This window comes from Cellvibrio sp. PSBB023 (assembly GCF_002007605.1).
GTDB lineage: Bacteria > Pseudomonadota > Gammaproteobacteria > Pseudomonadales > Cellvibrionaceae > Cellvibrio.
Genome location: NZ_CP019799.1, coordinates 1,223,776 through 1,250,396 on the forward strand (window position 1 = coordinate 1,223,776; position 26,621 = coordinate 1,250,396).

Annotated in this window: 19 protein-coding genes; 3 read left to right on the plus strand and 16 right to left on the minus strand. The window is 52.3% G+C overall.

From position 1 onward, the window contains the following. Positions 1–224: 224 nt before the first annotated feature. From B0D95_RS05510 to B0D95_RS05565, 12 genes are all read right to left on the minus strand, one after another. Positions 225–2,705, minus strand: a complete 2,481-nt coding sequence (locus tag B0D95_RS05510; protein WP_078042955.1) for a TonB-dependent receptor — start codon at positions 2,703–2,705, stop codon at positions 225–227. Between the two features lie 232 nt (positions 2,706–2,937). After that, positions 2,938–5,400: a PKD domain-containing protein gene (locus tag B0D95_RS05515; protein ID WP_078042956.1), complete on the minus strand. Its 2,463-nt coding sequence runs from the start codon at positions 5,398–5,400 to the stop codon at positions 2,938–2,940. A gap of 74 nt (positions 5,401–5,474) precedes the next feature. After that, positions 5,475–8,189 carry a TonB-dependent receptor domain-containing protein gene (locus tag B0D95_RS05520; protein WP_078042957.1) on the minus strand — a complete coding sequence of 905 codons (2,715 nt, stop codon included), beginning with the start codon at positions 8,187–8,189 and terminating at the stop codon, positions 5,475–5,477. 138 nt (positions 8,190–8,327) lie between these two features. Next, positions 8,328–9,638, minus strand: coding sequence for an HlyD family type I secretion periplasmic adaptor subunit (locus B0D95_RS05525; RefSeq protein ID WP_078042958.1), 1,311 nt, complete (start codon positions 9,636–9,638; stop codon positions 8,328–8,330). Further along, complete coding sequence (locus B0D95_RS05530) at positions 9,635–11,407, minus strand: type I secretion system permease/ATPase (protein WP_078042959.1); 1,773 nt, start codon at positions 11,405–11,407, stop codon at positions 9,635–9,637. The genes B0D95_RS05525 and B0D95_RS05530 overlap by 4 nt, the downstream gene beginning before the upstream one ends. 43 nt (positions 11,408–11,450) lie before the next feature. Next, a complete protein-coding gene (locus B0D95_RS05535; protein ID WP_149867868.1) occupies positions 11,451–13,040 on the minus strand; it encodes a choice-of-anchor tandem repeat GloVer-containing protein in 1,590 nt (529 codons plus the stop codon). Positions 13,041–13,615: 575 nt separating this feature from the next. Next, complete coding sequence (locus tag B0D95_RS05540; RefSeq protein WP_078042961.1) at positions 13,616–14,560, minus strand: hypothetical protein; 945 nt, start codon at positions 14,558–14,560, stop codon at positions 13,616–13,618. Positions 14,561–14,824: 264 nt separating this feature from the next. After that, positions 14,825–17,536, minus strand: coding sequence for a TonB-dependent receptor (locus B0D95_RS05545; RefSeq protein WP_078042962.1), 2,712 nt, complete (start codon positions 17,534–17,536; stop codon positions 14,825–14,827). Between the two features lie 117 nt (positions 17,537–17,653). Continuing rightward, complete coding sequence (locus B0D95_RS05550; protein WP_078042963.1) at positions 17,654–18,652, minus strand: FecR domain-containing protein; 999 nt, start codon at positions 18,650–18,652, stop codon at positions 17,654–17,656. Then, positions 18,653–19,174, minus strand: a complete 522-nt coding sequence (locus B0D95_RS05555) for a sigma-70 family RNA polymerase sigma factor (protein ID WP_078042964.1) — start codon at positions 19,172–19,174, stop codon at positions 18,653–18,655. 103 nt (positions 19,175–19,277) lie between these two features. Then, positions 19,278–20,309, minus strand: a complete 1,032-nt coding sequence (locus B0D95_RS05560) for a FecR family protein (RefSeq protein WP_168172404.1) — start codon at positions 20,307–20,309, stop codon at positions 19,278–19,280. Positions 20,310–20,411: 102 nt separating this feature from the next. Beyond that, positions 20,412–20,993: a sigma-70 family RNA polymerase sigma factor gene (locus B0D95_RS05565; protein ID WP_078042966.1), complete on the minus strand. Its 582-nt coding sequence runs from the start codon at positions 20,991–20,993 to the stop codon at positions 20,412–20,414. Between the two features lie 270 nt (positions 20,994–21,263). On the opposite strand from B0D95_RS05565, the gene B0D95_RS05570 reads away from it, so the two are divergent. Genes B0D95_RS05570 through B0D95_RS05580 form a run of 3 tightly spaced genes read left to right on the plus strand, consistent with a single transcriptional unit; the run spans position 21,264 to position 23,064 of the window. Beyond that, positions 21,264–21,881, plus strand: a complete 618-nt coding sequence (locus B0D95_RS05570) for a biliverdin-producing heme oxygenase (RefSeq protein WP_078042967.1) — start codon at positions 21,264–21,266, stop codon at positions 21,879–21,881. Next, on the plus strand, positions 21,878–22,261 hold the full coding sequence (locus B0D95_RS05575) for a YbaN family protein (protein WP_078042968.1): 384 nt from the start codon (positions 21,878–21,880) through the stop codon (positions 22,259–22,261). Before B0D95_RS05570 ends, B0D95_RS05575 begins: the two co-directional genes overlap by 4 nt. Continuing rightward, complete coding sequence (locus B0D95_RS05580; RefSeq protein WP_078042969.1) at positions 22,261–23,064, plus strand: energy transducer TonB; 804 nt, start codon at positions 22,261–22,263, stop codon at positions 23,062–23,064. Before B0D95_RS05575 ends, B0D95_RS05580 begins: the two co-directional genes overlap by 1 nt. A gap of 7 nt (positions 23,065–23,071) precedes the next feature. Here B0D95_RS05580 and B0D95_RS05585 read toward each other — a convergent pair whose 3' ends face one another. From B0D95_RS05585 to B0D95_RS05600, 4 genes are read right to left on the minus strand one after another with little or no spacing between them, the layout of a single operon-like run. Further along, positions 23,072–24,055: a FecR domain-containing protein gene (locus B0D95_RS05585; protein ID WP_078042970.1), complete on the minus strand. Its 984-nt coding sequence runs from the start codon at positions 24,053–24,055 to the stop codon at positions 23,072–23,074. After that, entirely contained in the window at positions 24,034–24,549 is a 516-nt protein-coding gene (locus tag B0D95_RS05590) for a sigma-70 family RNA polymerase sigma factor (RefSeq protein WP_078042971.1), read from the minus strand. Before B0D95_RS05590 ends, B0D95_RS05585 begins: the two co-directional genes overlap by 22 nt. Positions 24,550–24,571: 22 nt before the next feature. After that, the gene (locus tag B0D95_RS05595) at positions 24,572–24,901 is read right to left on the minus strand and encodes a DUF3325 domain-containing protein (protein WP_078042972.1); all 330 of its coding nucleotides are present in this window, start codon (positions 24,899–24,901) and stop codon (positions 24,572–24,574) included. Continuing rightward, the gene (locus tag B0D95_RS05600) at positions 24,894–26,618 is read right to left on the minus strand and encodes a PepSY domain-containing protein (RefSeq protein WP_078042973.1); all 1,725 of its coding nucleotides are present in this window, start codon (positions 26,616–26,618) and stop codon (positions 24,894–24,896) included. The genes B0D95_RS05595 and B0D95_RS05600 overlap by 8 nt, the downstream gene beginning before the upstream one ends. Positions 26,619–26,621 lie beyond the last annotated feature (3 nt).

Here is a 26,621-nt window from a genome sequence, read left to right on the forward strand (position 1 = left end):
TGTGTTGATCCTTATAGGAAGTGCAAATCGACAGCGGCGAAATACATTTCCTGAATCAACATTTCAACGGAGGTATCGCCACAGGGTCTGGGTGGCGCGCACATTATTACTAATGATAATTACTTTCAATATCATTTATCAAATTGGGCGCATAAATATTTATGCGCCATCACACTTCATTTTTATTTGCACAATTTAGACGACCAATGACAAGCAACCAGAAATCAGAATTGACCGCGCAGTGTTATCGTGGCATTGCGCGGCGTACCATACCAGTTACCATCGCTGGGTCTGCCGAGCGTAGCGTAGTAATTTTCGTCAAAGATGTTGTTGAGGTTCAGCGACAGGTTCCAGCTATCACTCATCTGATAATTCACCCGCGCATCCCACACCGCATAACCGCCTTGCTTGATTTCAAACGGTGGTTGAGTCCAGCCGGCATCAGTCATGACCCAATAAGTACCCGAGTTGGCGTGCTCACTTTTTGCAGTGACCCCACCGCCAAACGTCCACTGAGAGAGATCACCTGGCAAGGTGTAGTCCGACCAGAGTTTGAAAATATGCTTGGGCGTCAGCTCGCTATAGACCACATCGCTTTGTTCATTTTCATTGCGATTGTAGGTGTAGCCAGCAAAGATTTCCCAGCCCGGCGCCAACTCACCCGACACTTCCAAGTCCACGCCTTCACTAACAATTTCGCCCAGCGGCAACCAGAAATTACTGCCCTCCCCGTAGCGCATATCCTGAATTGCCTCACCATCCCGCTCGATGCTGTAGAGAGCAACCGATAGATTCAACGCACCGTCCAATACGCTGCCCTTGGCGCCCAGCTCATAGTTGCGGCCGGTGATGGGGTCTAGTTTTGTCGGATCTTCAGCGGGACCAGCAAAAGAGTTTTGCGGTTTGTAGACCTCAGTAAAGCTGACGTAAGTAGTCCAGGCTGGCGTTAAGTCGTAGGTGAAAGCGGCATAAGGTGTGAAGATACCATCCTCGCGCCAGCCGTTTTTTTCACTGGCAATGAGATTGCCTGCTCCGTCAAATAACTCATAGGAGCTGTAATCGCGGTAATTGGCATAACGTCCACCGAGGATGACGTGGGCGCTGTCAGATACTTGCAAGTTCAGCCGAGCATAGCCGCCCTTCTGTTCAGCTCCCCACGCTGGCCAACCATGGTTATATCCGCCAACCGTGGGTGCTGGTAGCTCCAGACCAGGGAAGTCATCAATACCGACCTCACCATTAGGAAAGTCCACCTCGAAGTTGTTACGCATCTCCTTACCGTGACTGCTGCGTGAATCAATTCCCGCGACCAACTTGTGCAAGTAACCCCACGCCTGGAAACGGCCAGTAATACTCAAATCCACACCTTCAGAGTGGTTGCCATCATCCTCGGAAAAGGCACCCGGCTCACCAAACAATCCTGTCGCTTTATCAACTGGCCCCTGGAGGCTTAGCTGGATGTAGTCGAAGTCATAGCGCTGCTTCATGCCGCTGAGCTTGGCCGACCAGTTATCGTTAAATTCATGGTCGATAGTGAGGAAAGTCTCTTTAACTGTGGTATCGCGTGTAGCCCAGTCCAGGTTCAGTGCTACCTTGCGCGGCAAACCCAACTGACTGCTGTCATCAAAGGTCGGTAGGCCTTTCATCCAAGTAACACCTTCCACTTTTTGATCGCTGGCACCACCACTGATAGTGGTCGAATCGGTCAGGTCAAACTCCAGAATGCCGTAGATAACCTGTTTTTGTTCATCGGCCGGGCGGTAGAAAAATTCGCGGTCTTGCCAAACGCCGACCACGCGGCCGCGCAACTTGCCGTCAAACGCAATGGCACCGCCGATATCGCCTTCAATGCGGGCATTGTCCCAGCTGCCGTAGGCCAGCGAGACCGAGGAACTCAAGTAATCTGTCGGCCGCTTGCGCGCAAGGTTAATAGTACCGCCCGGTTCGCCAGCGGCGGAAAACAGGCCATCCGCGCCGCGCAGAATTTCCACCCGATCATAAATCGCTAAATCAAAATCCGGCCGATAGGTCGAGGTATATAAAGTGCCCAGACTATCGACTTGATAATTATCGATCACAAAACCGCGCGAGCGGAATTCAGGATTGCCCATGCCATCGGTCGTGGCAACTATGCCCGGCGCCTTGGCCAGAGCATCACTCATCATTGTCAGATTCTGGTCTTCAATTAGCTTGCGCGTTACTACCGTTACCGATTGTGGAATCTCCTTGAGCGACTCCGCACCACGGACAATGCTGGCTGTTTTGGTGGCATAGCTGTAACTAGTATCGCTTTCAGCCGCAGCAGTCACTTTCACCGTTTTTAATTGCGCCACTGGCACCGCCAGTTTCAAGCTAAAACTACCGTCCGATTTAATAACCGTTTCCAATCCACTGCCTTGCAAAAGTTTTTGCAATCCACTGTACGGGGCAAAGCTACCATTAAGTTCCTGCGCTTGTTTTCCCTCCACTAACTCAGGCGTAAAGGACAGCGTAATTCCAGCTTCACTGGCAAAACGGTTGAGTGATTGCGAGAGAGTTCCCGCTGGTATGTGGTAACTCTTTTGGACTGACGTAGGCTCAGATGGCGATACCTGCGCAACGGCAGTGCTGCCACAAGCGAGACCAAGACCAACACCTAAAGCCGTGGCGCGCAGGATGCGTGTTAACGGCGTTAGTGAGAAATGAATGAATGAAAACTGCGGCATACGCTGATAGCTCCAAACGAGAAATGAAAAGTGGCTTTCACGTGTTATGCCGAACGAACCAGAAAAAGGTGACAATAATTAATACAGAAAACCAAAAAGATTGTTGCAACATCAATACACGCGCATCACTACCGCACGCTAATCAGTCACTACAAACAAGCCACCTGTAAATCGCCGCCGCCAATGACATAACCAGCGGCGGCGATTAGCGAACAATTACAACCAGTCCAAATTACTCAACTTGACCCGGTTGGCACAGCGGCCATTCGCTCACTAGCCCTTGGGAGGTGGACTGGTAGTTTTCGTAGATGAAATGCACGTTTGGTAGCTCTTTGATACGGAAGGAGAAATGGAAACCTTCTGTCTCATCGTCAGTGCGGGTACACAAGACTGGCGGGATGATGGTACTGAAGGCTGCTGTATCGCCTTGCTTAATCACCTGCTCTTCTACCAACCCGGTAAAACGCGGTGTGAGCGACACTTTGTTGCCATTGATGTGTGAGACTTTTACATCGACGATGGTGTAATCCTGATCTTTTGCTTCCAGCGACCAATTCAACACACGCTCCGCCGTTGGGCGAATACCTGAATAGCCGTAGCCAAAGGCAGGGATGTTTTCATAGGGCAGCGGCAGCAACAAGCTGGTGGTTGCACCAACACTTTTCAGCAAAACGCCTTTGGCATTTTCCGGTGATTCAACCACCACATTAAAGTCGTAAGGCACTGATGTATCCATGCCGTCACTCGCCAAATAACGCAGTGTATAGGTGCCGGGCTTGGTGAACACCAAACCGCCGTAATTGGGGCAATCAGCATTCTTTTCTGAAGTGCTGCTGGTGAAGGCACCACCTTCTGGTTTGGCGACCAGTTCTTCATAGTAATCCGTTGCGTCACCATCCAGGTCAACAATTGTCGGACGCAGTAGCAGCGACATGCAGGGCAGTATCTGGAAGTAACTTTCGTTAGGCGCCAGCCTGCCCCAGTTGCGAGTCCAGACTACACTGCGAATTTCCGGTGCCGCGTTGCTAAGTTTTGCAAACACTGTGGCTTCAGCTGGGCTAACACCACTCAGGCCACGGTCATCGGTGACGACCATACGCACGCTGTAGGAACCTGGAACGTCAGCCAATACGCGTGCACGGCGATATTCTCTGGTCTCTTCGTCCAACACCGGCTCAATAACGGCCTTGCTGTTATTCGGGCGGTCGATCAATTCCCATTGGAAACTAAGTGGATCAAGGTCTTTATCGCTGCTGGACGCATCAAAAATAAAGGGTTCACCCACAATCACCGACGGACGCTGAGCCTTAACACCGCCGGTACTTGGGCGATTGTTAACGCCGCCCACTTTGGCCACCATAGTCGCTTCACGGGAGATTTCCTGCGTACCATTGGAGATAACCATACGGACGCGGTAAGTGCCTAACACATCCAGTTTCTGGATTTTTCTGCCCAGCGGTTCCCAGCTACCAATTGCCGCCAAAGTAGCGGTGCTGCCCTGGGGTTTTTCGATAATCTCGGCTGACACAACCTGTAGTGCATCGCCATTCGGGTCAAAGCCAATAAACGAGAAGTTCGCCCGCAAGCCCAGTTCCTGCTCACCAATGCTGGCGGAGGGTGAATAGCCTGTCGCCACCAATTCGCCTACGGGCGCAAGGTTGGCAGCATCGGCAGGTTTTTCCACGGTGACGGTGACTGTGTGCGGCGTGCTTTTCCAGGTGCCATCAAATACAAACAAATCGAGTGTATAAGTACCTACAGCGTTCGGAGTAAAGCTTGCATTGACGGTTTTGCTGCCAGCCAATTCAGGCACAGGCGCATTTTTCGGCGTTGAATCCCAGCTCCAGCGATATTCCAGCGGCGCGTTTTCCGGGTCGTAGCTTGCACTGGCACTCAGCTCGACTTTTTCGCCACGTTTTACGGTCACATCGCTGGCTTTGGCTACAGGAGGAGCATTGCCGGAAGATACAGTCACAACAACCTCGACTGGCTCGCTGGCAACCTCCTGATGGCGCGCCACCAGACGCACGCGATACTCACCGGCGATATCCAGATACAAAGTCGCCACCGCTTGATTACCATTCGTGATGTAGGGCGCGCTGTCTTCCGGTGAGGACACCAGCGTCCATTGATAACTCAATGGGGTGGTTGCACCGGTGGGTGCGATACTCGCCGATGCATCCAGTTCTACTTTGTCCGCCCCCAGTAGCACACTGTGCAGGAGCTGGGTAATGGCGACGGGATAGGTGCTGGTGGCATTGATGGTGAAGCGCACGGGAGCACTTTTTGCGGTGCCGTCATCGACCACCAGACTCACTACGTAAGCGCCGGGAAGGTCTGCACTAAAGCTGGCACTGCTGGTGTTAACCGCGCCAAACACCGCATTGCTTGTCGCCGGTTTGGATACCAACTCCCACTGGTAGCTCAAGGCGGCATTGCGCGGACTGGTGCTGGTAGCGCCGCTCAGGGTGACCGTCACCGGTTCGTCGGCAAGCGCGAATGTCGCCCCGGTAGAGCCTTCAACTCTAATCGCAGCAGTAGGCAGCTCTTGTGGTGCGCTACTGCTACTGGTGCTAAGGCTGGTGCTAGTACTGCTATTGCTTGCACTGTTATCACCACCGCTACTACCGCCGCCACAGGCGGCAAGCAGGAGGCTAAACCCCAGCGCGCCAATCATAGATATTGGATATTTCATCGATAATCCTCTCGAAAAAGTCAGTCGGTATTGAAAAAGTCAGTGTTAAAAAAGTACGAATTAAAAGAAGCGAACTAGAAATGTAAGGTCATACCAAGGCGCGCCGTGCGACCGGGTGCAGGCACAACACCCAAACTCAGGGCGTCCAGGTAGTACTGGTCGGTGATGTTGTCGATCGCCATATCGAACGACAGGCTGGTGCTGTAGTTGTACTTGGCAAACAGGTCGTAAATCTCGTAGCTGTGCCACTCGACGGGCGGGTTAAATCCGGTGGGGGCGTTGTAACGTGGTATAGGGTTGCGCTGCCCCATGAATGTGCCACGCAACCCAAGTTCCAAACGGCGTTCAAGCAAGCGCAGGCCGAGGGTACTATTGGCATGCCAGGTAGGTGGAATCATATTGTTGATATAGCTCTGCGGCAGGCCCCAGTCGGAGCAGTAATTGCGCACAAAACTACCGGTATTACAGACTTCGATATGGGTGTAGCGAGTGCCGCTGAGGCTGGCAAACCAAAGGCCTGCGTCATATTCGGCGCTGCTTTCCCAGCCGTAAAAATCGGCGCTGTCGATATTGCGCAGGCGGAAAAAATCCTGGCCGGGCCCCATCTCCCAGGCATTGGGCTGGGTGCGGGTGAGGTAGTCTTTGGTGTGATTGCGAAAATAGGCGAGGCTCAAGCGCAGTTGATCACCGCCAAACAGCGTTTTGTTCAGGTAATGCAGGCCGATTTCCTTGTTACGCGCTTGCTCGGGTTTTAACTCAATATTCTGTACCGGGCTGACCGACCAGCCAGAGGTGCCTTCAAATAAGCTCGGCATCCGCAGGGCTTCAGCGTAGCGGGCGTAAAACTGTAGTCCAGTCAGTGGCTCCCAAGTGAGCGACGCAATAGGCGCTGAACCGGAACGTTGATTGCGGTAATACACGGGAATGCAGCCGCCACTGCCATCGGGCTGGCAGTTGTCATTGCCGGGAGCCGTATCAAGTGGATTATTATCGCGCGATTCAAAACGGGTGTAGCGAGTGCCAGCTTCCAGCGTCCAATCCGCTATGGGCTGCCAGCGGGCGGAGACAAAACCACTCAGCTCATCCCGTTCACCACTGCGCGAACCATCGTAAAAGCCGCCGGTCTCCGGGGTGTCGGTATCCATGCGCTCCCACTGGGCGGCAACGCCGTATTCCACTTGCCATTGTCCGGCGGCATAAATATGTGATTTGTTGGTGACATCTACCCCATAGCGCTGGTAATCGTCGCGACGCGGCGTGTTGTCTTCAATAGCGACTGAACCCACCGCCGGCGTATTCATATCGGTGATGGTATCCGTGTGCCAGAGGTTGATGCGCAAATCCGCCCAATCGTAATCCAGTGGTTCCCAGCGATAACGGGCGGTATAGGTGTCGTTGGTGACCTTGCTATCAAGCCATTGGCGCGCTTGGCCAAACGAGCGAATTTGCGAGGGCATCATCTCGCCAAAATCACTGGTATAACCGATATAACCGAGTTCGAGGCTCTGCTCCTGCGGCAGTACCACGCTGCCTTTTAACAGCCAGGATTCGCTGGAAAACTGGGTATTCGGGATGCGCTCCTCGGCGCGAAAAGGCGACACGCCTTTTCGGCTGTAGGTAGTTTCTGTGTACCAAAAGGAACGCGTTGGCTCGCCCTGTACCACATAGGGAGTCGGGCCATTTTCACCCGCGTAATAATTGCCTTGATCGCGCGTGGTGTAAGCAGCCACCAGCTCGCCCCATTCAAAATAGCGCGCTGCTGCCAGGCTACCGGCCAGGCCTCTTAAATCCAGTAAATCCGGGCGATCCATACCCTGCTCGGGGGCAAAGCTATCCGGCACTGTGTACTGCGGGCTGCAATCGACCGGGCGGTCGCAGTTGGAGCGATACTTGGTATAGGGCACGTAATAACCAGCGTAAGTACCCGGTTCCGGCGCCGCCGAGTTGTTGCCTGTCAGGCTGCCGCGCACACGCACGCCGCCGGTTTGGCCGGATTTCACAATATCTGCCGCGCTCAGGGTGTTTACATTCACTACGCCGCCCGTAGCGCCGGTGCCCTCAGCGGTCATGCTCGGCCCTTTATCGATGCGGATATTGCCAATCAGATCCGGGTCGATATAGCTGCGGCTGGATACCCCCGAATAACCGCGATACACCGTGGTTTCCTGACGCGACCCATCCACCAGCACGGGCACCCGACCCTGCCCCTGCATGCCACGGATGTTCACATCCAACCCACCGGAGTTGCGGTTTTCGCCCACCAACACACCGGTGGTTCCCTGGAAAATATCGCCTACCGAAGTACCGCGGAAGCGCTCGATGTCGTCGCGGGTGATGACATTCGCTGAACCGGCCGTTTTATATACCTCGTCGCTCGGGCTGACAGCGCCCTGCACCCGCACTGTCCCCAGGGTAATGGCACTATTACTGGCTGCTGGGGTTTCGAGTGCATAAATCAGCACTGCGTTTTCTGCGGTTTTGCGCCACTGCAAGCCGGTACCTAACAGCAAACGGGTCAGTGCCTGATCTGCGGAGTAATTACCGTCTACCGCGCTGGATTGTTTGTCCGATGCCAATTCAGCCCGCAGGGAAACCTGCCAGCCGGACTGACGGGAAAAACTGTTGATCGCATTGCTTAATGCCTGTGGCGGGATGGAAAAGGTCCGGCTGGCTCCAACTTGCGCCTTAATTTGCTCCAAAGGGGCTGGAGGGGTATCTGCGATGGCGATAATTGGCACAGCCCCCACTGTGGCCATGACCAACAAACAACCCTGCAACAACTGCGGCATGAAATTCGGCTCCTATTACCGTTCAGCAAATGGTTTTCATTTGCTTGAGAACAGTAAGACGAAGCAATTGAGAAATTTTCCCAACAAAAGCGCTTTTTAGTATTTATTTTTAAGCGCGGGTATTGATGGTCATAGAGCTCATTCACCCATAGCTGTTCGTGTTCGATCACGCAGCGGTTTGAAGAGGTAGGACAACAGGCTGCGCTCGCCGGTTTTTACAAACATTTCTACCGGCATTCCTGGGCGGATCTGGTGTTGTGCCAGTTTTTCCATACCTTCCGGCGTAACCCTTGCTTGCACTCGGTAGTAGGGAATACCGGTGTGGTTATCCATCAGGCTATCGGCCGATACGGTAATCACTTCTGCCGGAATTTGCGGCGTAATCGCCTGATTGAAAGCCGAAAACATAAGGTTCACCACCAAACCGGGACGCAGGCTATCGACTAGGTGCACAGGTGCGCGGCCATCGGCCAATAGATGCTGGGTGCGGGGAACAATGTCGAGCAACTGCGCCTCACGCGCGACAAACCCGCCCTCGGTAAACACCGCCAATCCGGTCACAACACCATCAACCGGAGCAACAATCCGTGCATTGTCCAACTCGTAACGTGCCGCCTGATAAAGCTCGGTTAAGCCCTGCACGCGCAACTCTGTATCGCTAAGCTGGCTGTAGACATCGCGCATAAATTCATCGCCGATGGCCTGCTGGCGCAAATGCCCTTCCTGAACCTGCCGCTGCAACTGCCCTACCCGCCCTACTTCCTCTACAACCGCTACATCGAGCTGGGCAGAAAGCCGCTCCATTTCCAACAGCTGATTGCGCGGGACATGGCCTTTTTCGGAGAGTTTGCGAATACCTTCCAGTTGCTCTGCCAACACCTGGCGCTGCCTTTTTTTGCCGGAAAGCGATTCCTGCGCGGCAATTAATTGTTGCGCCAGCGCTGCCGTGGTTTCTTTTTGTACCGCTTGGGTATTTGCCAGCGCCACGCGGCGCGCCGAAAATAACGCACGCTGGTTTTGAATGACATCTTCAGAGCCATTCCAATCCGCCGGAAAAACAAGTTCGCTCGCTTGATTGCGCTCTGCGCGCAAACGCGCCAACTGAGCCGTGGCGCTTTCCAATTGCAAACGCAGGCTCTCGGCCTGGCTGCGAATTTGTGTATCGTTCATTTGGATCAACAACTGACCCGCTGTCACTGCATCACCTTCACTCACCAAAATACGCTCAACTTGCGCACCGGTCGGGTGATGCAAGGTTTTGCGCTGCCCTTCAATCATCATAGTGCCGGGCACAGGTATGCCTTGATCCAAAGGGGCAAGCGCTGCCCAAGTGATAAACCCTAAAAAACCTACTGCAATCACCCAGATGCCTGCACCTACAAAGCGGCCTGCATCTTGTGGCAAATTTGCAACCGACAGTGATTCCATTGCTCCCGTAACGGCTGTCATGTTAGGTCTCCCAAATTATTCAGTTGTACACGCACCGCCGCAGGCTGGTTATAACTCAGGGTCGATACCGGCGCTTGCTTTTTACCCTGCGCAGCGATTTCTTCCATACTGCTAAATGCGCGCAATTGACCATTCTGCAACGCAAGAATATGCGTGGCTTGCTGCACCAGACTTTGCCGGTGGCTGATAAATACCACCGTGCAGCCGCGCGTTTTTAATTGTTCCAACGCGGCCATTAATGCGCGATCCCCGGCGTCATCCAGATTCGCATTAGGCTCATCCAATACCACAAACGCAGGTTCGTTATAGAGCGCGCGCGCCAAACCAATTCGCTGTTTTTGTCCACCGGATAAACCCGCACCTTGTTCACCTAATGGTGTGTCGTACCCCTGGGGTAATTGCAAAATTAATTCGTGTACGCCAGCCAATTTTGCGGCGGCAACAATTTTTTCGGCATCGCGTTCACCTGTAATACTTGGTGTACCAAAGCGCGCAATATTGTCGGCAACAGTTCCGGCAAAGAGTGCGACCTCTTGCGGCAAATAACCCACCGATTTTCCCAGTTCATCCTTGTTCCATTGATAGATGTCCGCACCATCCAAGCGCACGCAACCCGATGCCGCTGGCCACACGCCGGTAAGCAACCGCGCCAGAGTGGATTTGCCCGAGCCCGATGGCCCCACCAGCGCAACCAAACTACCGGCGGCAATCGTGCAGTGGATATTTTTTAATAACGGCGTGCGGCTTCCCGGCGCACAGGCAGAGACATTCTCAATCGCTATCTGCCCCAGCGGTGCGGGCAGCGGCAAGCTGACGGGCTTGTCGGGATAGGTCGCCAATAATCCCTGCAAGCGCCAATAGGCGAGCCGCGCTTGCTGCCACTGTTTCCAGCTGCCAATAATTTGTTCGATAGGCGCGAGTGTGCGCCCCATTAAAATAGACTCGGCGATCATCATGCCTGCACTAATACTGCCATCGATTACCAATAACGCTGCAAAGCCCAACATAAAGGATTGCAAGGCAACGCGCGCGGTTTTTGTCGCCGCATTAAAAGCAACTGCTTTATCACTGGCGTGCGATTGTTTGCACAAAAAAGCAATTTGCAAATCCAGCCAGCGCTGGCGCAACGCAGGCAACATGCCCATGGCTTCAATCACTTCAGATTGACGCAAACTGCCCGCCGATACCCGCCCCGCTTGTTGAGATAAGTGGCTCGCCTCTGCCAAATGAACAGCCGTACTTTTTTCATTGAAAAAGGCCAACAGCAACAACACGACTGCACCACCCAAGGCCAATAAACCGAGCCATGGGTCAAATAAAAAAATCACTGCCAAATAAATCGGAAACCAGGGGGCATCAAAAAAAGCGAACAATCCCTGCCCCGTTAAAAATTGACGCAACTGTGTGAGATCACCCAAGGTTTGCACTGCATCAACGGGTTTGCCCATCAGGTTTGCACGAAACGATGCGTTATAAATTTTTTGGTTGAGCGACATATCCAGTTGATTGCCGCAACGCACCAACACCATGCCGCGAATATATTCGAGCGCGGCCATTAACAAAAACAAACCGACTAATATCAAGCTCAGCATTAACAAGGTGGTTTTATTTTGTGAGGCCAGTACACGGTCGTACACCTGCAACATATAAATCGCCGGGACTAACATTAAAATATTGATAACGGCACTGAATAATCCGACCGATAAAAACGCTGCGCGGCTTCGTCCCAGGGCAGTGGACAGTGCTAATGATGAGTGTGTCTTTTCCATAACCGCTCCAAAATAAAAAGCACGTCCGTGTGCGCGTCAATCCCTAGACGTTAACGCGACGACCTAGCGCCAATAAACACAGTGATAACATCCACCAGAGATTCATCGCACCGCCACCGCCCGAACCTTGCGGACCGCTTGCAACTGAACTGCCAGCACTGGAACTGACAACGGCAGTTGAACTGACACTGGAAGTAGATGCTGCTGATGAAGTGTTCGCACTGGAAACGGACGACGAACTAACACCACTGCCTGGGCCGAAATCAAACTCAAGGCTGGCGGTTTTAGTGACGGAATTGCTCTCGGGATTGCGCAAATCTTTTTCGTTGCGCTCGCATACCAGCGTGAAGGTGTAGGTATGTTTTCCGGTGCGACCATTGGCGGTTGGTACATCCAGTTGCTGACTGTCAGTGCCAAACGCGTAGGTTCCACTCCAATAACCTGCTGGGTCAGAAGTCCCACGGCATTCACCGCCCGCATTACCAGGTGCTGTCACATTCCAATAAAGATTGGCCTTCTCGCCGGTGCTGTTGGGATTGGCAGTAAAGGTCACTGACAAGGGATTGGGTTCACGGGCATTTACCGTAATCGATACAGTTTTGCTGTTTGTGGAATCAGAAGCGCTGGCACACGCCAGGGTGAAAATATTCGCTTGCGTCGCCTGCATTCTGGAATTCACTCCGGCTAAATCAGGTGTTGTACCGCTACCTTTTTTCTTGCCGTTATCGTCTTCCAATACCAGCGATGGATTATCCCAATCGGCATTGAGCGGGTCAGACGTGGCGGCGCAAATAGCATCAGTAGGTGCTGCCTGTACCGACCAATTCAGCAGCAACTCTTGCTTGCCTAACTCAACATCAGTACGGGAGGCGGTTAGGGAAATTTCGAAAGATTTTTCTTCTAGCAGTTTAAATACGGATACACCTGGAGCATTTTGTATTACCCCATGTGCACCCGACGTTGAACCGTAGATCATGTCAGTAGCGGAATCGTAAATAAGACCCAATGGTTTGTCATACTGGTTGCCAAAGGAGCCAACGGCCTCATAGGTGCCATCAACTTTATTAATTCGATAAATCGCACCGACATTATTCTCACCACCTTTCAAGGTAGTGCCATAGATCCATTCGTCCTTTATCGCCAAAGGGCCAGCCGGCTTACTGCCATCATGGTTAATGCCGCTTGTATCCTGGCCTGTAAAACTGTGCAACACACTAAAATCGCTGCCATCCGGCTTAACGCGGAACACGACACCATGCCCGGTTGCGTTAGCCCAATCAGTGACCGTGCCATACAACCAATCACCTTCTAACAGTAGCGTAGAGCGAGCGTAAAAAGTATCTCCATCCGGAATACCTTCTAGATTGAAGGTATGTAAAATATTCAAACTTCCCGTTCCATCCAGCTTTTTGCGAAACAATGTTCCTTTGCTATTGATTCCACCAACACGGTTCAACCCATACAGATATTCGCCCTGTGCCAGCAGAGCACTGGTGGTATTACCTTCATCAATACTCTGTCCATTAAAATTATGGAAAACTTCAGCAGTATGGTCGCTGCTACCGGCAACCGGCACAATTTTCCAGATCACACCACTGCCCGCTGCACCTGCGGCATCGCTGCGATCAGCCACATACAGGTTTCCAGAAGCGTCTGCTGCCAATGATCCTGTTGGCAGATAGAATTTATCTTTTAATAAAACACTCCCAATACTGGTATTTGGAGTTTGAGGTATACCCGCATCATCAATAACAGAAAAGCCGATAAAGCTTTGCCTGAATATCGCGTTCCCATGGGCGGGAAATCTTGTGGCGTTAGCGACATAAATGCGACCGTTCGCCACAACATAATTACTAAAATCCTGATTTTTTCCATCGAAGCCCACGTGCTGTGTTACAGCTAAGGACGCTGAGGATGGATTCTGGATGCGGTAGGTTATTTGATTAACTGAACTACCCAAACCGACGTAAAGCGAATCACCAATCTTTAGCGGCGGTGTCATCAATACTGGAACTGGATTCGTTGTAGTGTTAGTCAAAATGCTTTCCGGATAAAAACTGACAGCTAATGCATTTAAAGAAGATAACGCCATCAGTCCACATAACATGCAGCCCTGAAAAATAGTTCGATTCATTAGTTTTATTCCACATCAATGAACAATATCTTTGAAAAAGCGGGCAGGAATGTCCTGCCCGTTTACATCAACTATCAGGCAAAGAAATTAATATCTGCCGTCGTCAATGCACCTGTGAGAGTGATGCTATTAGTTCCATCACTGATAACAGACACACCGCCGCTGTAGCTGTAATACCCATTCAAGGGATCAAGAATGTCAGCCGCGCTGAGACCACCAAAAATCCCAGTTTTAAAGGAAATAAGATCGCGCTCAGAAACCGAACCGCTTGAGTTAATAAAGTCGGTAATTACGTCATCACCGAAACCGCTCTCAAAACGGAAAGTGTCGTTGCCGCCATTGCCGGTGAAAGTGTCGTTGCCGCCATAGCTGCTGAACACCTCATCGTAATTGCCAGCCACACCGGTTTGCGTGGTGCCATAAGCCGCAAGATAGCCTTCCAGTACACTGGTGCCACCGGCGCCACCGGTTGCGCCACCCATCAGGTTAAGGATCAGGTCGTGAACCTTGTTGACGCCCACAGCGGTTGGAATTTCGACCGCATCGTAAGCACCATCACTGTCGATATCCTTGTACCCATTACCGATATGCGGGGTAAGGTTGGTTACCGTGAATAAGGTGCTGGCCAGACTGCCTGAGGAATAGGCGCCGTTACCAAAAATCAACTCACCTATTTCACCCGCCAAGTCATGGCCGTTGGCCGCGGTATAGATCATGTCGGCAGACTGATAGTGGGTACCAGCACCATTCTCAAGGGTGACTTCAGCGGCTTTGACTAGAAAGCTAACGTTCGATGAAGTTGAGGTATTGGCCAAGTCCTCTCCAATTACCTTGATGCCAAAGTAAGTGTCATTGTAAGTAGTGCCACCAATATTCAAGCTACCTGGATTATTGTGAAACCACATATTGGACGCGTGGCCAGGACTGGAATAAGTGCTTTGAAAATAATCAAAGTAACCACTCAAACCCGTAAAACCGGCAGCTGAAAAATCAGTGCTGTACTGAATCGCAATACTCATGTCAATTTTTCCTAATGAAGGTATTTAGCGGTTTGGCCTTTATTCACGGCATGGCTATACTGCGCACCCGATCAAATGTTTCCGGTCGGCGCGGTCGAATTGCCCTGCGGTAAATTCAGGCCGTTCTTGTGGGCTTATGCCCATGGGATTACCCGCCCCTTAGGTTCTCCCATTTTTTTGCTACCGGAGTGTTGCACCACTCCGGCAGCAAAAACCTTCCTTGTTGTTATGCACATTTCCCTCGTTAAAAAGCGGTGTTTCTCTCTAAAAAAACCATTGCAGGTTGGCCGTTAAGGTTCTACCCGGCGCGTAACTCTTCACCATGTCATCACCCATCGCCTGGATATATTCACGGTCAGTAAGGTTCTTCAGGTTTACTCCCAAGCGCAGGCTGTCGAGCAGTTGATAGCTGGTGTACAGGTCGGTCACGCAATAATCGCGGATCCCTTGTTTGGCACCGGTGAAATCCACCATTTCAGTGAAATAGGAATCGCCCGTCTGGCTGGCGCAGGTGAGGGTTGCGCCGGTATCCAATTTGTTTTGCAGCCAACGTTTACCCAGCGTGAGCTTGCCGGTCCATTCCGGTACCTGCGGGTCGTATAAAGTGCTGAAGGAATAGCAACCGGTGGCATATTGGTAATAGGCATCGGGGCAGTAGTCGGCCGGGCTTTCGCCATTCGGACCACCCACTGCCCAAGGGTGGTAATAGAGGTAGGGAGTCGCTTTGCCTTCGTAATAAAACACAGCGTCAGTATTGCGCCCGGTATGGGTCACATTGAGCGAGCCGTAATAGCTGTCCAGGATGAAATCCAGTTGCAACTCTTGCCCTTCAAAAATCAGGTCATTAAGGGCATTCACGTAAAACGCCTGAATTTGTAGTGATGAAATTTCATGGCCGGGTTTACGCGCTCCGGTTGCATACAAAATATAGTCTTCTGTGCGGTTATAGAATTGCGCCAGTTTGATGTTCAGTTGGCGATTATCCGTACCAAAACGCCAGTTAACGCCCGCTTCAGCATTGCGTGTTTGTTCAGGCTCTAACAACCAGTTGGGATAGGTATTCATGGGCGGCAAATGGCCGGGAATAGCGGCCGCTGTCAGGGTTTCAGTAATCGCCGGTGGCCGCCAGCCCAAGCTGGCATTGGCAAAGAGCTGCAGGTGATGCTGTTGGCTTTTGATTGCATCAAACGCCGCACCTAATGAGGGCAACCATTTGCTCTCGGTGCGATCAACCGGGATCTCGGCAAATTGCCACAGGATTTGGTTGCGATACATGTCCCGAAAACCCGTAGTACCTTGCAGGTTGTATTGCTCCCAACGTACAGCGGGGCTGAGGGTGAAGGCTTTGTAACTCCAATCGGCACGCAACCAGCTACCAAGGACACTGCGCTCGCCATGGGGTGTAGTGCCGGTCAATAAATCAATTTCATTGCCAGTGAGTGTTTGGGAGTTGGCTTCGGGTTTGTTTTCATCGCGGAACCACTCAACCCCATAGTTCAAGGTAATGCTATGGTCGCCAACAAACAGGCGTGACGTATTTGCCAACAAGGCGCCCAAGGTATCGGTTTGGGTGGTAAAGCTGTAGGTATTGGCGCTGGTGATGCTGGTATTTTGGGTGCTTACGCTATAGAGCTTGCCGCTTAAATCAAGCCAATCACCACCAGGCGTGTAGTGCAAATCCAGCGCATAGCTTTGGTTTTTGGTTTCGTTGGTATTGCTGATGGGGTGGGCATTTTCCGGGTCATATTCCCAATTGCAGTAGGTGTCCCAATCCGGGTGATTCGGGTTATTAACCAAATAATTAGCGGGTGGGTTGCAATATAGTTGTTTGAAATATTGGCGCTGAACCTGATCGATATTTATTGATTGGCTTTCGCCATAGGACGCACTGCTGCCAAGTGCTGTGAGTTTCAGCTCCAGACTGTCGGTTGCCATCCAGCGCGCCTTGGCCAGCCAGGACTCCATGTCCTGACCTGTGCCATTGACGATATTGGTTATAGCTTCGTAGCCAGGACGACCATCAAACTGCCCCCAATACACAGCACTGCCATGGGTACCCGGCTGGTATTCGTCGCTGTTTTTATTACTGTAAGCAAACAGCACATCCGTGTTATCGGTTGGACGTGCAGCCAGTGCCAATGAGCCGGACAGGTTTTGACCGTTATCCCACTCGGGTACGCCATCGCTCAAACGCAGGCGGCCACCAAACTCGTCATCTGCCTCGCGCAAAATATCCTGTGACTCCAGAGTACGGAAGGTCGCTACACCGCCACTGGCCGCTGCACCACCCTGCCCCGCATAAGCGCCTTTGAGGATTTCCACACCGTTCAAAAACTCGGTATCAAAAAACATCTCGCCGTTGCGCTGGCCGTGGCCGCTGCGCTGGTAGTTCTGGCGCATACCATCAATATTCATATTGATGCGTCCAAAATCCTTTAAGCCACGGATATTCACTGACACGCTGGGGTTTTGTTCATTAGTAACAGTGAAAACACCTGCGGTGGCTTGCAGGATTTCACTGGCATGGCGCGGACCACTGCGATCTATATCGGCACGATCAACACGCGCAACACCACTGGCGCGGGCGTAAACACTCTCACTCCCCGCCAAACCACCGCCAACCCGCACAGCGCCCAGCACCAGGTTATTGGCATTGGTACTGGCAGAACGAATAAGCCAGCTCCCGTCACCCACCGCTATCGCCTGCAAACTGGTGTTTTGCAGCAGCCGCTGCAGGGCTGCTTCAGGTGTATAGCTGCCCTGCAAAGCTTGAGTATTTAACCCTTGCACCAAGCGCTCTTCATAGGAAAGTGTTACGCCCGCACGACGGGAAAAGAGATTCAACGCATCGCCCAAGGCGCCAGCAGGCAGATTAAACTCAATCGCCGCAACAGCTTCTGATTGGGCTTTGGCCAGGGGTGCTCCGACCGAAGCAAGCAGCAGAAGCAAAGCACCTATTACAAAGAGGGATTTCAAGAACGGTCTCCATTTTCAGTTGGTTTACAACTAAAACGGATGAAAATGAGAAACCCGCAAATACAAATGAGAATTCTTTACATTTATTTTAACGAAGGAGTTTTAATTAGGCAGCCGCTAAGACCACGCGACTTTTTGCGGAACAATTTCAGCCCACCAGCGAGTGAAATAACGCACATCGGCGTTAGTAGCCAAAGCGAGTGTGCGCAGGATTAAATCGGTATCGCGCAGTTGGTATACGCCCGACACTTGAAAATTCTCCAGATCAGGCGCGCAGCGTAACACCCCTCGACGATAGCGCCCCAGCTCTGCCAGCAAGTGCTTCAACGGCATATTGCGTACGGCAAATACTCCATCAATCCATGCGCTGTAATCAAACATGTGACTGTCCACGGGCGTGATATTGCGTGTGCTCAGGCGCACCACCTGCCCCGCCGCTATCAACAAAGGTTCTGATGCGCGCGCTGGCTGTACCAGCAAGCTGCCATCGATTGCTTGTACCAGACTTGATTCCGGCTCTTGCCGAACTAATAACCGCGCACCAAAACTGGTGATTAAGCCTTGTGTAACCTCAACGACGAATGGACGTGTATCAGCAGCGACAGCCACCGACAATTCGCCGCGCGCCAACGACAGGCGCCGTTCGCTGTCATTAAAATTCACGCTGCTGGCTGAGTCGGTATTGAGAAATAACTGGCTGTTATCCGCGAGCCGATACTGCTGCCGCTCGCCCACCGCAGTGGCAAAATCGGCGCTCAGGCGTTGGATCACACCAGTGTCATTGATGCCCCACCCCAGTAGAAACACTCCCAACGTGGAGCCCGTTAAGGCGCAGAGAGCAGCACGACGGCTCATGCGGGAACGCTCAGTGTCTGCATTGCGCAGAGTAGCTTGGGCAAGGCCGGGCGCTTTGGATGCCACTTGTGCAAAGGGGGTTTCTATTTGCGCCAAACGCTCCCAGGCTAGCGCATGCAAAGGGTCGCTGTTACGCCATTGCTGACAAGCTGCCTGCTCCAACTCACTCGTATTGCCGCCAGCCTCCAAACGAACACGCCAGGCAATCGCCTGGGTAATCACCGCTTGAGGGAGGGAGGTATTTTGCACAGGCGATGACATCTAATAGCCCTCCTGGTACGCAGCCTTGTAACAGGCGAGCATAGCTTTGGCCATGTACTTTTCGACCGACGACAAGCTAATACTGAGCTGCTCGGCAATCTCTTTGTAGGTAAGGCCGTCAAGACGGGACATGAGGAAGGTGGTTTTTTCCAGCGGACGCAAACCGTCCAGCAGGTGATCGATACGGCTAAGCAATTCTAATAACTGTAATTGTTCTTCGACCGAAGGGACTTCTTGTTCTGGAAGGTCAGCAACCAACTCCAGGTAATGCTTTTCCAGCAACCGGCGACGCGCCTGATCCACCACTAAATTGTTGGCGACTCTGGCCAGCCAGGCGCGTGGATGCGCCAAGCTGTCAAGCACACCAGGCCGTGCCAATATGCGTAAAAAAGTATCCTGCGCCAAGTCTTGCGCGTTATGTAATCCTCTGGTGCGATGTACTAACCAACGCACCAGCCAGGCATGATGTTCTTCATAAAGCTTGCTGAAATCCTGGGGAATCGAAACATCGCCTGACGACATACTGACCTCATAAACCGTATGGGAATGATGGGAAATCCGCCACACTGTAAATGATATTAATTCTCATTTCAATTAATGCATTGAAACTCCTGGCAATCCCCCCTCAGCGAGTCACCAGCCGCAGCAACCCCATTAGGTTATGAATTTTGCCTTGGTAGGGCGATACCAGACTTTCCAAGGCTTGATCCGGTGCGGCTAAATCATAGGCACCAGTCACCCGCTGGGTTTCCATATCGCTACCGAGAATAACAATCCGACTGCTGTGGTAGCGCTGCAAGGTCGCGGCGACATCCGCAATAGCGGCGTCTTGTACATATAAACGTTTATCTCGCCAGGAGCCCACATCCTCAACCGCTAATTCGCTCAGCGCAAAAGTGCCGTTATTGGCAATCGTCAGCTGATCTCCCGCTAGCAGATGTTGCGCAAAAGTATCAGCCTGACCCACTTGCTGGTTTTGCACCGCCACTTTGCCACTGGCGACACTGACCGATTCGGACAACTTACCCATAACCACATTAAAGCGTGTGCCCAACACGGTCACTTTCAGCTTGCCGGTATTCACTACAAAAGGACGTGTATGATCAGGCACCACATCGAAAAACGCCTCGCCTTTTAGCAGTTGGATGCGCCGCTCTTTGTCACTGTAATCCTCGGCGATGGCGCTATCCGCGCCTAGATACAACTGGCTGCCATCGGTCAGACTGATCTGCCGGGATTCGCCAATACCAGTAGCATAATCTGCCTGAAGAAACAGGCTCAGCGAAGGCAAGGTCACCAATATCAAACAAGCAGCAATGGCAACGCCTGCAAGCCTGCGGGCGTAATGGGCCCAAGGGGACACTGGAAAAACAGCAACATTGGCAGTGACCAGAGGCGTTTGTGGCTCTGGCACCACGGTATCCATCGGCGGCAAGGTCTGTAGCAGGCGCCACGTATTGCAAGCATGCGTCCAAGCGCTTTGGTGCTGCGGACTCGCAGCCAGCCAATCGAGGTGTTGCTGCATCAACGCCACATCTTCTGGATGCGCCTCAAGGCGCATCAACCAATCCATTGCATCGGCCAGCTGAAGTTCGCGCTGGGTCGGCGGTTGTTCGCCTGAACCCGAAATGCGCGATGAATGAAAGGAGTCCTGCATCTGCCTTCCCCGGTAGCTATTGTGATAAGCGCTCAACATAAAACTCATCTTCGTGTGACCATTATTGGGCAACCATTGTTATGACGAAGGAGCGCGCGAATTTTACCCACGGTTGTTTTTAATAGGCTCGTTTTTTGTCGATGTGGCGGTATTTTCCCGGTTAACCCCATCCAGATGAAGAGCCACCTTGACCATCGCCTGATGCACCAAGCGGTGCGCGCTGGACACGGAAACATCCAGTGCTTTGGCAATCTCGTCATAGCGCGCGCCACCTAAACGATGCATCTCCAGTGCCCGCCTCTCCTTTTCCGGCAGAGCCGCCAAGGCTTTCGCCACTTCATCCAGTTGTTCGGCATTCACCAAACTATCCTCCGGTTCCGGTAACGCGCTGGGCATCATCCAGGCGCACACTGGCGGCGCCTCCTCTTCAGGCTGATAGCGGTTTTCGAGATTCAAACGGCGTACGAAGTCCAGCGCCAGATTGCGCACTATGCGATACAAATAGGCTGAGGGTGTTTGCGCTGTCGGGGCGCTGGAGAAACGGAACCAGGCATCTTGCACAATGTCTTCCGCCGCCGCCCGGCTCCCGGTTAACGGCGTCGCATAGCTAATTAACGCCGCGCGATGTGCCAGATAAGCATCGAGTTTGTCGCGGTCTGCAGGTGTCTGCTCGTCGGATATCATCAATTACAACACTAGAAAGTGATTCGCCAAAGGAAAGTTGCGCGTGAATACGCGAAAAAGAAATTTTGCGCGCCACAAACTAGTAAAAATGAAAATAAATGTCAAATAGAATTAATTATCAATTAAAATTACAATGAGAATAGAAAATATTTTCATTTGAAGGGGGAAGATTGGATTCTCATACGTCTTATAAGAATCCATACCGTAAACAAGCATCTCAAGTGTTTGATGAACCGGTGTTTATATCGACATTGATCCAGGAAATACCTCATGTCACTACCTTTAAGCAATGAACCTGCTCCGCTCTCTTCGCTCCTGAAAAGCGTATCCACTGACTCTCACGAAAGCCTTGATAAACGCATTATGTCGCTCTCGCCCTTTTCCAGCCGTGAACGCTATGCGCTGTTTGTGCGTACCCAGGCCCGCCTGCATCAGGCAGCATCACCCTGGTTTCAAAACAAGACATTACAATCCTGGCTACCAGGCTTAGGTGAACGGGATCGTCTTACCGCTGTATTGCACGACTGTAGCGATTTGGGCATCACTGCCAGTGAGCAAGTTGAAGATGCCCTAGCCGCAGCGCAAATTGATATCAACGATACCTATACCGCGCTGGGCTGGATTTATACCGTTGAGGGCTCAAACCTCGGCGCTGCCTTCCTGCTAAAAATAGCGCGCACCCAGTTGGGGTTATCAGAAACCTTCGGTGCTCGTCATCTGGCCGGTCATGATGACGGTCGCGGCTTGCATTGGCGTCGTTTCCGCGAAGACCTTGACGCCATTTCACTAACCGATACACAGCGTAATCTGGCGCAGGAAGGTGCATTGGCAGCCTTTCACTTTGTGCGAGAAAACGTGGAATTACTCATGTCGGGCAAAGCACCATGATGAAATGGTTATGGCGTAGTTTGGCCTTGATAGCGCTGATACTAGGCTTTATCGGTGTCATAGTGCCCGGCATGCCTACTACGGTCTTTATGCTAATGGCGGCTGGTGCAGCATCACGTGGCTGGCCAGCCCTGCATGACTGGCTTTTAAGACACCCGCGCTTTGGCCCGCCTATTCATCATTGGCGCGACCATGGTGCCGTCCCGCGCAAAGCAAAATGGCTGGCCCTGGCCACCATGCTGCTGAGTATGTGGATGATTTGTGTATCGCCCAGCGCGCTGTGGGTGAAATGGTGCATCCCCTCGTTTATGACACTGATCCTTATCTGGCTGTGGACACGGCCAGAAATAAAATCTATTGCAACAGAACATCATCCCTAATGCAGACGCCGTCCTACCCTTTGTATTCGCAAGCGACAGACAACAATTTACGAACCGACAGCCTCGGACTGGTCATAGTGATCGGCATGCACGCACTTATTATTCTGATCGCGCTTTGGACACCACTAACACTGCCAGTACCCGATACACAAGCTGCGGCACCAAAAGTAATGGAAGTTTCCTTATTAACGGCCGCACCGCCCCAACCAGTCACAGAGCTGTCCCCGGGACCACAACAAGTGGAGGCTGCTGCGACACCACAGACGATAGAAACTATTGAGCAACAGGAGTTACTCACCCATAAGGATGCACAGACCACCATCAGCGATGCCCCCAAAACCCCCGAGCCGATAAAGGAAAAGATCCCGGAGACAGTAGAGGAGGAAGTCATTACCGAACAGCAAATATCGGCACAACCGGCACCGGACACCACCGCACCAACGGCGCTACCGGCTGCGCCAGCAGAGACAGCAACAGCAGCCAACATGGGCGCGAATCAGCAACAACTGCGTGAGGTTCAGAATTGGCAACAGCAATTACAAACCCACCTTGAACGCAGAAAGCGTTACCCACGTCAGGCGCAGATGCGCAATCAGGAAGGAATGCCCTGGGTAAAATTCAGTATGGATCGCAATGGCCAGGTATTATCGGTAATGCTGGCACAAAGCAGTGGCGTTGATTCATTGGATAAAGAAGCATTGGCCTTGGTAAAACGCGCCGCACCACTCCCGGCACCGCCACCCGAAGTGGAAGGCGAGACAATCACCTTAACGGTTCCCATTGAGTTTTTTATCAACCAATAAATGCCCATCAATTCAACGTAGTAACCGTGATCCAGTAATCTGTTACACGTGCAATGCGTACAGGCAAAGTACCCGCAATCACAGTCAATATTTGCAGGGGAGCCTTTAGTTGGAATACACCGGAGATACGTAACTCCGCCACTGCTGGATCGCAACGCAACACACCTGGATGGTAGCGAGCAAGATCCGCAATAAAATCGTCGAGACGTTGATTGTCGGCAATGATTTGGCCATTCGTCCAGGCAGCTATACGCTGGTGATGTTCTTCAATAAGGTGAATTTTTTGGCGATTAAACAGCGCTTGTTTTCCGCTATCCAATAAGACTTCAATGCCTGTGTGAGCAGGCTTTAACGCTACTGTATGCTCATAAACTGCCACTTGAGTGATGTCGTCATCCAGCGCGCGTACTGCAAAGCGTGTCCCTAATGCACGGATATTTCCCACCGAGGTTGAAACAATAAATGGACGCTTGTGAGTGGAATTACCAGTGGCATCATCGGTTAGTATGTCCGGCTTCGTTTGAATCGCAATTTCACCGCGATGCAAATGGATCAAGCGCCGCTGCGCATCAAACTGCACACTGACCAAGCTACCAGTATTGAGTTGCAATTGGCTGCCGTCGGGCAAGCTGATCTGTCGTTGCTCGCCCTTGGCTGTGCGATAGTCTGCCGTCAATACCGGCAATTGGCGATAGGCCAACCAGGCCAGCGGTAGAGCTGTTGCCATCAAGGCGATAGAGAGTAACTGCCGCCGATTCAGTCGCTGTCGCCCTAGCACTGGCTGACTCAGCTCATCCGGCACACGCTCCATCATCGCTTTAAATTGCATCGCAGCTTGCCAGGCACGTTCGTGCTCCGGTTTCTCAAGGCGCCACGTCAGTAGTTGTTGTTCATCGTTCGGGGTAAGCGCACCCTCTTGCATTCGCACCAACCAGGTGGCCGCGCGATTAATGACCTCGGGGGGAGGCGCTAGAACATCGCTGTTATGCATTGGGCAAACCCCTGCTGCATGTAGCGCTTAATGGTGCGCGGCGAGAGGTTCATCTGCTGCGCAATCTCGGCGTAAGTTAGCCCTTGAATTTGGGAAAGGAGAAATGCCTGACGCACTGACTCAGGCAACTGATCCAGCAACGCATCTATGCGATGCAGAGTTTGTAAAAGTATTTCCTGCTCTTCCGGTGAGATACCGCAGGCTGCCGGCAAATGCGCCAGCGCCTCCAGATAAGCTTGCTCCAATGAGCGCCGACGCAGATGATCAATCACCAAACCTTTCGCTATGGACCACAAATAGGCGCGCGGTTCTTGCAGTGATTGCACTGGTGATGAAGCAAGATTCCTTCGAGCCAGTATGCGCACAAAGGTATCCTGCGCCAGATCAGCCGCCGCATGGGAACACCCCATCCGTCGCCGCAGCCAGTTATACAACCAACTGTGGTGACTCTGATAGAGGTCCGCGACTTGGCTGTTATCAACAGAGGGCGGCATGCAATGCACAGTCAATCAACTATCAGGCTTTTTCCGCACTGACTTTCGGCCAGAAAATCCGCAGTAACTGTGGGCGCCAGGCTAACAACATGCCCACCGAGGGAGCGCCAGCAGCCAGCAGCATAAGCCAGACGAGTGCCGCCATTGATGGGCGATCAGCAATAAAACACAACACCGCTGATGCCAACAGGCCAACGCCACCTAACAGACGGAGAGTCTTTCGCGTCTTGGCGTTGGGCGCGCTGAAGCCATGCACCTGCTGCCAATGGGCATTCATTGCCAGTGCCAGCCAGACAAATCCGGCAAAACAGCTAATTACGGCGAGTGTCAATGCAATCCAGGGTTCAACCATGATTTACCTCAGCAGCCATCTCCAAACTATTCACCGCCCGGCCTTGAGCGACCTTGGCATCGGGTACTGCTGCAGCTTGTTCGCGCAGTTTCAATTTACGTGCTGCCACAACAGATAACACAGCCGTAGCAAGCAGGCTCAAATCCACACCCGCGACAGCCCAATAAGTGTCCGTAAACAGGGTTTTAATTAGGTGATCGCCAGTGGAGATCCAGTTAAGTAACACGGCGGCAATAGCCAGGGTAGCCGCGATCCAGCACTGTTCGCGCCAGGCGGGGTTAAAGGCTGCACGCGCCACGGGTGCACTGCGCCATGCGGCATGTAAAAAGGCCAATACCCAAGCGCCCCAAAAAGCCCTCTCTTCCCAATCACCCTTGCCAGCAAGGTCAGCGGGCAACAGGCGATTGACTACCAGGATGGCAAGTGTGGCGATCAACATACCTGTCACGGTAGTAACGGCCAAGGCATCTACAATACGACTGCCTTGGCTGTTATTTTTGGCATGTTGTTGCTTGCGCTTTTCGACAAAGAAAATAAAACCGGTGGCGATACAAATACAGCCCAGCAAACCGCCGATGACGTAGAGCCAGCGCAAGAGCCAATGTTCAAAGTGCTGGAGATGCAAGCCCGTCAAAAACTCATTCACTTCGGAAACCACTGTACGCGGTGGGTCTTCGCGCAACACTTCACCGGTGCTGGCCTTGAAGTGAATGCCCTCGCCCACCAACGCAACCCGATCGCTGCCTGCGCGGTAAATACTGACATAACCATTTTGATCACCCAGGTGATCAGCGAACAGAAAACCGACTTCTCCGGCCATATCGCGCGCTGCCCAGCGGCGTTTGGCTTCGGCTACCATGGCATCCACCGAGGCCATGGGTGCTGCAATGCCCGCCGCTTCATGCGGCAAACCGGTGCGCTCTGCTTCCAGAATTTCATGTTGGTCATGCAGTGGTTTGAGCATGGTGTGCGATAGCGGAAAGTAAAAGAAGCTGGCAAAAATCACCAAGCCGGTAAAGGCGAAAAAGAAATGAAAGGGCAGCGCCACAACACCGGTCATATTGTGCAGATCCAAGGCGCTACGCTGGGTGCGTTTTTTAGGGCGAAAGGTAAACAGTTCGCGGAAGATTTTGCGGTGCATGATCACACCAGTCACCAACGCCGCCAGCATAATAAACGCAGCCAATCCAACTACGTAATAACCAATGTTTTTCCAGTGCCAGTTGAGGCTGTAGTGCATAGGGTAAAACCATTGGCTGCCGATTTTGAGAGCATCATCGGGAATTGCCGCGCCCGTTCGTGGGTCGATAGTTGCCCAGCCATGGACATGCAGATGATCATCGGCAGCGTTCTTTGGTTTGTTAGGGATGCTGAATTCCGCACCAATCGACAGCACCGGATCACGGTGTGTTGTGTAAGCATAAAAAGAAGCCATTGGCATAGTGTCTGGATGAGGCAAGTCGCCAATCACCCGCGCCGCTGTCGCGACCATGTCGTCTGGATGCGCGCGTAACTGCTCAAAGACAGGCTTGAGTAAATGATCATAGGATGGCATGGGCTGCGGCTCAAAACGCGTTTCCGGAATAGCCCAGCGGTCTATCTCCCGATCAAATACCGAAAGTGCACCAAAGAAAAAACAGATCATGAGCACAAAGCCCAACACCAGGCCAAACCAGGTGTGCACCCATGTCATCGACAGACGGAAACTGGAAAACATACT